Source organism: Streptomyces albidus (ex Kaewkla and Franco 2022), from assembly GCF_013870515.1.
GTDB classification, from domain to species: domain Bacteria; phylum Actinomycetota; class Actinomycetes; order Streptomycetales; family Streptomycetaceae; genus Streptomyces; species Streptomyces albidus.
Window position 1 is genome coordinate 1 of the sequence record NZ_JACBXA010000208.1, and the last position, 10,568, is coordinate 10,568.

The 10,568-nt window shown below is 70.5% G+C and carries 11 protein-coding genes; 6 read left to right on the forward strand and 5 right to left on the reverse strand.

Annotated elements, in window-relative coordinates; genetic code table 11:
- Positions 1-500: toll/interleukin-1 receptor domain-containing protein (locus H5J26_RS23670; protein ID WP_181767973.1), on the reverse strand; the 500-nt coding region annotated here is incomplete at its 3' end.
- A 93-nt stretch (positions 501-593) separates the two neighbouring features.
- Here H5J26_RS23670 and H5J26_RS23675 point away from each other — a divergent pair.
- Positions 594-1,781 carry an SLC13 family permease gene (locus H5J26_RS23675; RefSeq protein ID WP_309238042.1) on the forward strand — a complete coding sequence of 396 codons (1,188 nt, stop codon included), beginning with the start codon at positions 594-596 and terminating at the stop codon, positions 1,779-1,781.
- Between the two features lie 58 nt (positions 1,782-1,839).
- On the opposite strand, the gene H5J26_RS23680 is transcribed toward H5J26_RS23675, so the two are convergent.
- Genes H5J26_RS23680 through H5J26_RS23690 form a run of 3 tightly spaced genes read right to left on the reverse strand, consistent with a single transcriptional unit; the run spans position 1,840 to position 4,293 of the window.
- On the reverse strand, positions 1,840-2,682 hold the full coding sequence (locus H5J26_RS23680) for an inositol monophosphatase family protein (RefSeq protein ID WP_181767974.1): 843 nt from the start codon (positions 2,680-2,682) through the stop codon (positions 1,840-1,842).
- Entirely contained in the window at positions 2,663-3,343 is a 681-nt protein-coding gene (locus tag H5J26_RS23685; protein WP_309238043.1) for a hypothetical protein, read from the reverse strand. Before H5J26_RS23685 ends, H5J26_RS23680 begins: the two co-directional genes overlap by 20 nt.
- Complete coding sequence (locus H5J26_RS23690) at positions 3,340-4,293, reverse strand: hypothetical protein (protein WP_309238044.1); 954 nt, start codon at positions 4,291-4,293, stop codon at positions 3,340-3,342. The genes H5J26_RS23685 and H5J26_RS23690 overlap by 4 nt, the downstream gene beginning before the upstream one ends.
- Before the next feature lie 322 nt (positions 4,294-4,615).
- Between H5J26_RS23690 and H5J26_RS23695 the strand changes: the two genes are divergently transcribed.
- Complete coding sequence (locus tag H5J26_RS23695; protein ID WP_181767976.1) at positions 4,616-5,341, forward strand: B3/4 domain-containing protein; 726 nt, start codon at positions 4,616-4,618, stop codon at positions 5,339-5,341.
- On the opposite strand, the gene H5J26_RS23700 is transcribed toward H5J26_RS23695, so the two are convergent.
- On the reverse strand, positions 5,332-6,120 hold the full coding sequence (locus H5J26_RS23700; RefSeq protein ID WP_181767977.1) for an SIR2 family NAD-dependent protein deacylase: 789 nt from the start codon (positions 6,118-6,120) through the stop codon (positions 5,332-5,334). The two genes, H5J26_RS23695 and H5J26_RS23700, sit on opposite strands and share 10 nt — an antisense overlap.
- Positions 6,121-6,287: 167 nt before the next feature.
- Here H5J26_RS23700 and H5J26_RS23705 point away from each other — a divergent pair, with 167 nt between their 5' ends.
- From H5J26_RS23705 to H5J26_RS23720, 4 genes are all read left to right on the forward strand, one after another.
- Entirely contained in the window at positions 6,288-7,922 is a 1,635-nt protein-coding gene (locus tag H5J26_RS23705) for an ABC transporter substrate-binding protein (protein WP_235981002.1), read from the forward strand.
- Positions 7,922-8,875, forward strand: a complete 954-nt coding sequence (locus H5J26_RS23710) for an ABC transporter permease (protein WP_181767978.1) — start codon at positions 7,922-7,924, stop codon at positions 8,873-8,875. The genes H5J26_RS23705 and H5J26_RS23710 overlap by 1 nt, the downstream gene beginning before the upstream one ends.
- Before the next feature lie 92 nt (positions 8,876-8,967).
- Entirely contained in the window at positions 8,968-9,792 is an 825-nt protein-coding gene (locus tag H5J26_RS23715; RefSeq protein WP_181767983.1) for an ABC transporter permease, read from the forward strand.
- Positions 9,789-10,568: ABC transporter ATP-binding protein (locus tag H5J26_RS23720; protein WP_181767979.1), on the forward strand; the 780-nt coding region annotated here is incomplete at its 3' end. The genes H5J26_RS23715 and H5J26_RS23720, both read left to right, overlap by 4 nt.

Consider the following 10,568-nt stretch of genomic DNA (forward strand, 5'->3'; position numbering starts at 1 on the left):
GGGAACGGTGCGGAGCCCAGGCTGCCCGGGTAACCGGGCCGGTTGCCGGGGCGGGCGTGCCCGTCGAGGGCCTGGCCGACCCGCGTGAGCAGCATGCTGCGCGCCGTGCCGGTGTCCGTCACGCCCACGAGGTCGACGTAGGTGATCGTGGCGAGCAGCCCTTCGATCGGGATGTCCTCCACGCGCACGGTGAGCAGCTTCCGCTCGGGAGCCTCGGGTTCGGCCCGCAGGGCGGCCTGCCACTCCATGCGGCCGTACGTGGAGCGCTCGTAGTGGCGCGAAAGCACCGCGATGACGGCCGCGGACTCGCTGACGCCGCGGTCCATGAAGTCGATGAAGTTGGTGCCCGGGACGAAGTCCCAGGCCTGGATGGCCGTGCGGTAGCCGGCTTCCTCCAGCGTCCAGGCGATCCACGACGCCCAGGCCTCGTCCGCCGGGGAGTAGCTGATGAAGAAGTCCAAATCCCGTGCCTGACCCACCAGTTCCCCGTTGCTCGCCATGGCGCCATCGTATGAGCAATCGCGCAGGCCAGGCATCCTCGGGTGGCACGCTCCGCCACCGGTCTGCTTCTGCCCGTGTGCGACCCTTCTGCCGTGCGAATCATCAAGCGTCTCCACCCGCTGGACTGGCTGGCTCTCGGGCTGCTCCTCACCGGACTCGTCTGCGTCGCCTCCGGCTTGCTGCCCGCACGTCCCGCCGGGGACGCGATGACCCGCATCGGGCCGCTGCTCGTCTTTCTCGCCACGGTCATCGTCATGGCCGAACTGACCGGCAAGGCCGAGGTGTTCGATGCGGTCGCCTCCTGGGTCGCGCGCGCCGGCAAGGGCAACTACGTGCTGCTCTTCGGGCTGTGCGTGCTCTTCGCATCCGTCACCACCATCACGCTCAACCTGGACACCACCGCGGTCCTGCTCACGCCGGTGATGCTGGCGCTGGCCACACGGGTGGGCATCGCCGCCGTGCCGCTGGCGATGACGACCGTCTGGCTTTCCAACACCGCGAGTCTGCTGCTGCCAGTCTCGAACCTGACGAACCTGCTGGCAGCGGACCGTGTGGCGCTCACACCGGCCGGGATGGCGGCCACGATGTGGGCACCGCAGCTCGTCGCGATCGCGGTGACGATGGTGTGTCTGTGGGGCTTCTACTGGCGCCGCGGGCGTCGCGGCGCGGACGCCTACATACCGCCGGAGCCGCTGCGGCCCGCCGACCCCGTCCTCTTCCGCGTCTGCGCGATCGCCTGCGCCGGCTTCCTGCTGGCGATCCTGGTCGCCGACGTTCCGCTGTGGTCGGCCTCCTTGACCGCGGCCCTGGTCGTGGTGGTCGTCTTCGCGTTCAGACGCAGGGACGACCTGCGGTTCTCACTCATCCCCTGGCGGCTTCTGGTGCTCGTCCCGGGGATGTTCCTCGTCGTGGAGACGGTGAACCACAACGGCCTGCACGGTCTCCTCACCGCGGCGATCGGGCCCGACGGGGGAGTGCTGGGCATGCTGCGCTCCGCGGGAGTCGGCGCCGGGCTCTCCAACGTGCTCAACAACCTCCCGGTCTATCTGGCGGGGGAGTCGGCCGTTCCCGCCGGCAACAAGGACCAGTTGCTGGCGCTGCTCATCGGCACCAACGTGGGGCCGCTCGTCACCCCGTGGGCGTCCCTCGCGACCCTGCTGTGGTTCGAGCGCTGCCGGTGGCACGGCACGAGCATCCCGCTGGGCCGGTTCATGGGCACGGGGCTGGTCCTCTCCGTGACGGCGACGCTCGCGGCGACGGCCCAACTCGCCGCGTTCTGACGGGGTTTCGGCCCTCGCCAAGTGCGGTGACGCGCCGGCCGGGGAGAGGGCGACGAGGTCAGGCCGGGACGGCGTCGGCCACGAGGTCCAGCAGATACGGGATCATCTCCGCGCGTCCCGCCACGAAGCTCCGCCCCGAGTCCGGCCCCGAGAAGCCCACTTGGAAGTCGCCGCCGGTGAGCGTGCGGAACTCCACGCCCGTCTCGGCGGCCAGCAGCGCCCCGGGCGGGAAGTCGATGCCTTCGGCGCAGTAGCCGACGTAGGCGTCGACGGTCCCGCGCGCCAGCATGCTCCACCCCAACAGCGGTGCCCACAACTGGAGTACGCGCCTGGAGCGCAGCTCCAACGCCCCCCGCAGCGCCCTCGCGGTCGCATCGCTCCTGCCGACCGCGTGCCCCTGCGTCCAGGCCACGACGGGCCCGGAGCGGGGCACTTCCCCGGTCGGCCCGGTGAGCCTGCGGGAGCCGCACCAGCCGCCCTGTCCGAGTGCCGCCCGCCAGGTGCTGCCGGTCACCGGTTCGTGGACGACGCCGACGACGGGGGCGCCGTCGACGCAGAGCCCGATGCCCACGGCGTAGGCCGTCAGCCCGATGGCGACGTTGTTGCTGCCGTCCAACGGGTCCACCAGCCAGGTGCGTTGGCCGACCGCGTCGAAGAGCCCGGCCTCCTCCGACAGGATCCGCTCGTGCGGGAAGTGCGTCTGCAGACGGGCCAGTATCAGCTTCTCCGCGGCCAGGTCGAGATCCGTGACGACGTCGCCGTCCTCGCCCTTGCGGTCCACCGTGTGCGCCTGGCGGAAGCGCGAGCGCAGCATCGCCCCGGCCTCCTCGGCCGCCGCCACGGCGACCTCCTGCTCGTGCGCCCAGTCTCCTGACCCCGCGTCACTCGCGCTGATCGCCATGGACCCTCCTGAGAGCTGCCCGCGCCGTCCGTTGTGTATGTCCTGCCCCGCACAGGCGCCGGACAGTGCTGTGGCCGTGTCCCTGCAACGGTCCGAGGATGAGGTCGCTGCGCCCCGGCAGCGACAGGCCGAGCACCAGGGTCGCCGCGGGCTCGTCCCGTGAGACGAGGGTGGAGTGGAACTCGCCGGCGGGGAGCGTGTACGTCTCACCGCCCGAGCTGGTGTGTTCGGGGCCGCGTTCGGAGTGCACCAGGCGTTCCGTGGGGCGCAGTTCGTCGACTCCGGTGGGATCGCTGTGCACCTCGAAGACGCGGTGCGTGGGCTTCGAGGCCTCCTCCCGCACCCGCACCGGCACGTTGGCCACCCGCCCGTAGAGCACGTGGCTGCGCAACTCCCAGCTGTGGGCGTGCACAGGGGGAGCCGCGGTCGGTTCCGCCCCGGTGCCGCTCCCGAACAGGTGGACGCAGACGCCGCGTTCACCGTCGCGGACGAGAGGCAGGCACAGGAAGCCGAGCGGATGCTGTACGGCGCGGAGGTCCCGTTTCCCGGAGGCGATCTCGTCGAGGGCGCCGGCGACCGCCTCGCGGGGGTCGCCAGGTGCCGAGCCGTCCCTGAGCGCGTGTTCGAGCTTGTCGTAGTCCATGACGCCCGAGGGGCTCACCTCCGGTAGGGATCCTCAGCGTGCAGGGCCTTGTCAATGATCTCGCCGATGTCCCCGTCGGTGAAGACGGAGGGCAGCTCCAGGTTCAAGTGGGCGAAAACCGTACGCACTTCGTCGACCGTCGGCTCCTCGCTCAGCGGCGGGAGGCCGTGCAGCTCCAGCCTGACCGCGTGCTCCCTGCTCTGGTGGAGCTCGGTGACGTAGTAGTCGTAGAGCGGCTGGTCCCGGGCGACGAGGAGGCTCACGCGGTTGGGATCGTCCTGCGTGATGACAAGGCAGGAATCGGACAGGTCGAACCGGAGCGTCGGGACGCCCGAGGAGAGATGCACGCTGATGTCGAGGGTGTCCAGGCGCTGCTGGAACCAGCAGGCGGCCAGCACCGTGGCGTAGGACTCCTTGCGGGTGCGCGACGTGGTCCACGCGTTCTCGGCCGTCACGTTCCGCTGACGGGCGAAGGTGTGCCGGAACCGGGCGTAGTCCGAACAGGTCTGCTCGTTACCGGGGTTGATGATGTCGATCTTGACGGTCAGGGGTGTGCGCTGCCGGGTCGCGATCTCCACGGAACGGGGCAGCGTCACCGCGCGCAGATACGTGCCGGTGCCCCCCTTGAAGTACCAACGGCTCGTCACCTGGCGTGCGTTCTTCAACGCCTCCCCGACCTGATTGCCCGACAGCGAGCGCACCATCGCGAGGTCCTCGAGCGTGCGCTGGGTCTCGGCGGAGACCTCCCTGATGTCGGACCTGCGGCGGACGCGCTCGGTCAGCGAGCCGACGGCGAGCGCACCCAGGACCAGCAAGGTGGCGCCGGAGGAGACGTCGTCGCTCACGACGTCCCCGAAGACGTCGAGGAACCCGATCGTCAGGCCGAGTCCGACGGCGATGACGACATCCAGGTTCCTGATCACCCAGCCGATGCCGTTCTCAAGGCGCCCAGTTGAACGCTGTGCCACGGATGTACCCCTCCCCCTGATCACCAGCATCGTAGGAGGCGCGCGACGGCGCTCGCCAGGCGGCCTCCCTCCACGCGGGCGCCATGGACCGAATCGGCGTACGGCGAGGGGGCGTTGAGTGCCTCTTCGTTGTGAAAGCGCTTGCGGAATTCTTCCCCGCCATCAGGTTCCGTGCCACTGGGCGCGGGCCCGCCTCCGCCCCTGCCCAGGGCATCGGACGGTGCGTCACCGCGGGAAACCCGCGGTCTTGAATGCTGTACTGTCCGGTTCATTGAACTGTTCTGCGGGAAGCCGCAGTAAGCCAAGAGGGGGAGAGTCCTTGATGGCCGACACCACGGATGCCGCCGGACTGCGCCGGTGGCTGGGCGACGCCTCCATCGACTCCGCCGTCACCGAACTGCGCCCCGACTACCGCGCGTTGCTCGTCGCGGCCCAGGGCCTGCTGCCCGGACCCGGGGACGAGTTCAGCGAGAGCCTGCTCAAGGAGGCCGAGGCCGGCGCCTTCGCCGACCCCGGCTCCCATCCCCATGTCGCCGCCTGGCACGAGGCGTTCCGCTCTTTCGGCGCCAAGCCCAAGCGTGTACGGCCCAGCGTGGACGCCCTGTTGCGGCGTGCGCCCGGCGGGCTGCCCCGCGTCGACCGGCTCACGGACATCTACAACGCCGTCTCCGTGTCCCACGTGCTGCCCGTCGGAGGCGAGGACCTGGACCGCTACGCCGGCCCCGCCCGGCTGGTGCGTGCCGACGGCACCGAGCCCTTCGAGATCACCGCGGGCGGCGAGGAGGAGGTGGAGCATCCCCGTCCCGGGGAGGTCGTCTGGCGGGACGCCGCCGGCGTCACCTGCCGCCGCTGGAACTGGCGTCAGTGCGTGCGCACGCGACTGACCACCGGCACGACGCGCGCCGTCTTCATCCTCGACGCCCTCGGCCCGATGAGCGACGACGCGCTGGCCTCGGCCGGTGAAGCCCTCACCGAGGCGCTGCTGGCGGGCAGTCCCGGTGCGCAGGCAGTGTCACGGCTGCTGCGGGCGAGTGCGCCTCAGGACTGATGCAGCTCGTCGAGCAGCGCGGGGAGTGACTCGCTGATCGGCTCCCGTACGACCTCGTCGGCGATCGGGTCGTACGGCGTGGGCTCCGCGTTGACGATGATGAGCCGCGCGCCGTGCTCCACGGCGATCTCCGCCAGGGACGCCGCGGGCTGCACCTGGAGCGAGGTGCCGACGGCGATGAAGACGTCGCACGCCTTGGCCACCGCCACGGCCTGGCCCAGCACTTCAGGGTCGAGAGCCTGCCCGAACATCACCGTCGCCGACTTCAGGATGCCGCCGCACGAGCGGCAGTCCGGGTCGGCCTCTCCCGCCTCGACCCTCTCCAGGGCGTCGGCCATGGGGGCGGAGTCCTCGCACTGGGTGCACACGACCGTCCGTGAACTCCCGTGCAGCTCCAGGACCTTGCGGTCCGGGATGCCGGCGAGCTGGTGGAGCCCGTCCACGTTCTGGGTGATGACCCGCACCGGTTTGCCCGCCTGCTCCAGCCTGGCCACCGCCTCGTGCGCGGCGTTCGGCTGTGCCACCCAGGTGGGGCTGTCCCGGCGCATCAGCCAGGATTTGCGTCGGATGTCCGGATCGGTCATGTAGTAGTCGTACGTGACCAGCTTCTCGGCCTCGGGGTCGCTGCGCCAGAGTCCTTGCGGGCCGCGGTAGTCGGGGATGCCGGAGTCCGTGGAGATTCCCGCCCCGCTGAGGATCGCCACGAGCGGTCCGCGCGTCGAGGCTGCGGGGTCCGTTCCGTCCGCTGCGGGGCCGGGGGTTCCGGGGGAGGCAGTCATGTCGGCCAAGGGTAGTCATCGTGGCCGTAGCGCTGGTCACACAGGGTGGACCCGGCCGTTACGCAGGCGAAACGAGCACTGGTCAAGCTGTCGGTAAGCCCTTGCCACATGGCTGTATACGACATACAGTCGCCCGCGTTCCGTCGATCGGCTGAGAGGCAGGCGCCTTGCGACACCGCATACCAGCCCTCACGCGTGCGACGGTCCTGACGGCCGCGCTGTCCCTCGCCGTCACCGGATGCGCCTCCCTGACCACCTCGGCGACCGAGGTCGGCGGCGTCCGCATGGAAGACGACCGCTCCGTACGGGACGGCGGGACGCTCACCGTCGCCTTCAAGTCCGACCCGGACAAGCTCGATCCGAGCCTCGGCAGCACCCTCGTGGGCCGTACCGTCTTCGCCGCCATGTGCCAGAAGCTCTACGACACAGACGCCAAGAACCGCATCCGGCCCCAACTGGCAGAAGGCATGCCGAAGGTGAGCGACGGCGGGAAGAAGGTGGTCGTCACCGTCCGCCGCGACGCCCGCTTCAGCGACGGCACCAAGATGGACGCCGAGGCCGTACGCACCTCGCTCCTGCGCCACCGTGACCTGCCGGCCTCCGCGCGCGCCAGCGAACTCGAGCCCGTCAAGAGCATCGAGACCCTCGGCGACGACCGGATCGAGCTGCGGCTCAAGGAGCCGTACGAGCCGCTGTTGGGCGCGCTCGCCGACCGCTCCGGGATGGTGATGTCGCCACGGGCCCTGAAGAAGTACGGCAAGGACTTCGCCGCGAACCCCTCCTGCGTGGGCCCGTTCAAGTTCGAGCGGCGCGTGACGGGGGACCGGATCGTGCTGAAGAAGGACCCGCACTACTACGCCGCCGACGACGTCCACCTCGACCACGTCGTCTACCGCACGATCATCGACGGCAACGTACGCCTGGCCAATCTGCGCTCCGGCGACGCCCAGATCAGCGACCAGACGGCGCCCCTGGAGGTGCAGAGCGCGCTGACCGACGACAAGCTCCAGGTCTTCAACTCCCCGACGCTCGGCTACCAGGGCCTCACCGTGAATGTGGGCAACTCCCGCGGCCTCGGCAAGCCGCCGGGGAAGGTGAAGGGCGCGCTCGCCCGCGACAAGCGCATACGCGAGGCGTTCGCCCTCTCCCTCGACAGGAAGCTGATCAACAAGATCGTCTTCCAGGGGATGTACGACACCGCCTGCGGGCCCGTCGCCCCCTCCAGCGAACTGGGTACCGAGACCCGCTGTCCCGGCCGTGACCTGAAGCGCGCGCGGCAACTGCTCGAGGAGACAGGGGAGAAGGGGCGCGTGCCCGTCGAACTGACCATCTCCAACACGGTGGAGGACATGCGCCTCGGCCAGGTCGTCCAGGCGATGGCGAAGGACGCGGGCTTCCAGGTGCGGCTGCGGCCCACGGAGTTCACCACGCTCCTGGAGCACGCCGACAAGGGCGACTTCGAAGCGGTGTCCGTCGGCTGGTCAGGGCGTCTGGACCCGGCGGGCAACGTCGACGCCTTCGCCGCCACACTCGGCTCCGAGAACCGCTCCGGCATCTCCGACAAGAAGATCGACGGCCTCGTCCAGGACGGCCGGCGCACCGCGGATCCCGAGAAGCGGCGGGACATCTACCGCGACGTGACCCGTGCCATCAACGACCAGAACGCGCTCATCTACCTCTACCGCCAGCGCAACTACGTCGTCGCGGCCAAGGAGGTCGGCGGTCTGCGCGTCTACGGCGACGGGCTGATACGGGTCGAGAACGCCGGCTGGACCCGTGGCAGCGGGGAGGGCGAGGGCTGATGACCCGCTACGTTCTGCGCCGCCTCGGCCAGTCCGCGCTGACCCTGGTCCTCGTCAGCATCGTCGTCTTCGTCGGCGTACGGGCCATGCCCGGCGACACCGCCCGCGCCCTGGCGGGCGAGGAGACCACCCCCAAGGCGCTGGAGGCCATCCGTCAGGAGTACGGCCTGGACCAGAACATCGCCGTGCAGTACGGCCGTTACGTGGAGAACGCGGTCACCGGTGACCTGGGCACCTCCGCCCGTACCGGGCTGCCGGTCGTCGACGGGATCTTCGACGCCCTCCCCGTCACGCTCGAACTGGCCCTGCTCTCCCTCCTGCTGGCCGTCGTCGTGGGCATCGGCGCGGGCGTGATCGCCGCGGTGCGTCGCGGCCGCCCCGCGGAGTGGGTCGCCAACACCGTGGCGCTGCTCGGCCTTTCGATACCGAACTTCTGGCTCGGCATCGTGCTCATCCTGGGCCTGGCGATAGCCGTGCCCGTCTTCGCCGCCTCCGGATTCGTCCCCTTCGGCGACGACCCGCTGGAGAACCTGCGCCGGATGGTGCTTCCCGTGGTCGTCCTCGGCAGCGGCCTCGCCGCCGTCGTCATGCGTCAGACCAGAGCGGCCATGCTGGAGTCGCTGTCCGCCGACTACGTGCGCACCGCCCGTTCGAAGGGCCTCGCCCCGCATCAGGTCATCGGGACCCACGCGCTGCGCAACTCACTCGTCACGGTCGTCACCGTGCTCGGCCTCCAACTGGGCCACCTCATCTCCGGCGCCGTCGTCACGGAGCAGATCTTCGTCCTGCCCGGCTTCGGCAAGCTGATGATCGACGCCGTCTTCACCCGTGACTACGCGATGGTGCAGGGCGTCGTGCTCTTCACCGCCACCGGCTACATCCTGGTGAACCTCGCCGTCGACCTCCTCTACTCCGTCATCGACCCGCGCATCAGGCTCGGAGGCGCACAGTGAGTACGGTCACCGAGGCGGCGGGCAGCACCGGCGGGACGCCCGGCACCGCACCCGACGACGGAACCGGCGGCGCTCCGCCGCGACCCCGCAGACTGCTGCGTCAACTGCGCCGCAACAGGCTCGCGTTCGCCGGCGCCGTCATCGCCGTCGTCTTCATCGTCGCGGCACTGGCCGCCCCGCTCATCGCTCCGTACGACCCGGCGCGCACCGACTTCGGCAGCGCGCTGGCGCCGCCCGGCTGGAGCCACTGGCTGGGCACCGACGACCTCGGCCGTGACCAGCTCTCCCGGATCATTCACGGAGCCCGCGCCTCGATGCAGGTGGGCGTCCTCGCCGTGGCCCTCGCCTTCGTGGTGGGCGTGCCGCTCGGCCTGGTCGCCGGCTACTACGGGCGGTTCGCGGACTCGCTGGTCTCGCGGATCACCGACACCCTGCTGGCGTTCCCGTTCCTGGTGCTGGCCGTCGGACTGGCGGCGGTGCTGGGCCCGTCGCTGCTGAACGCCACCATCGCGATCGGCGTCTCCCTGGTCCCGCAGGTCATCCGCGTCATGCGCGCCGAGACGCTGCGCCTGAAGCACCTCGACTACGTGGGGGCCGCGATCGCCAGCGGCGGCTCCGACGGCACCGTCCTGGCCAGGCACATCCTGCCCAACGCCGCCTCCGCACTGCTCGTGCAGGCGACCGTCGGCGTCCCCACGGCCATCATCGGCGAGGCGCTGCTCAGCTTCCTCGGGCTCGGCGTCCAGCCGCCGGAACCGTCGTTGGGCGTCATGCTCTCCAGCGCCCAGCCCTACATCGCCGCCGCCCCGTGGATGGCCGTCTTCCCGGGCCTCGCGATCGTCGCGGCGACACTGGCCTTCAACCTCTTCGGCGACGGTCTGCGCGACGTGCTCGACCCGAGAGGGGTGACCCGGTGAACGAGGCGACCACGAAGAGCGAGCCGGTGCTCAGCGTCCGCGACCTGGCCGTCACCTTCCACGGCGAGGAGGGGCGGCGGGTGCACGCCGTCGACGGCGTCGGGTTCGACGTCGCACCCGGTGAAGTGCTGGCCGTGGTGGGCGAGTCCGGGTGCGGCAAGTCCGTGACGTCCCTGGCCGTGATGGGGCTGCTGCCGGAGACGGCGAAGGTCTCCGGGTCCGTCACCCTGCGCGGACGTGAACTGGCCGGCGCGGATGAGAAGTCGCTGCGGAAGGTCCGCGGCAGCGAACTGTCCATGATCTTCCAGGAGCCGATGACGTCGCTCAACCCGGTGCTCACCGTCGGGCGGCAGATCAGCGAAGTGCTGCGCAGGCACCAGGAGTTGGGCAAGCGGGAGGCGCGGGATCGGGCCGTGTCGCTGCTGGAGCTGGTGGGCATCCCCGATCCGCGGCGGCGCGTCGACGAGTATCCCCACCAGCTCTCCGGCGGCATGCGGCAGCGTGTCATGCTCGCCATCGCGGTCGCCTGCGACCCGGCCGTACTGATCGCCGACGAGCCGACGACGGCGCTCGACGTCACGGTCCAGGCCGGCGTTCTGGACGTGCTCACCTCGCTCAGGGAGCGGCTGGGCACCGCGATCGTGCTGATCACCCACGACCTCGGCGTGGTCGCGCACACCGCGGACCGGGTGCTGGTGATGTACGCGGGCCGCGCCGTCGAACACGCCCACGTCGAGGAGCTGTTCGCGCAGCCCCGCCACCCCTACACCCGGGGC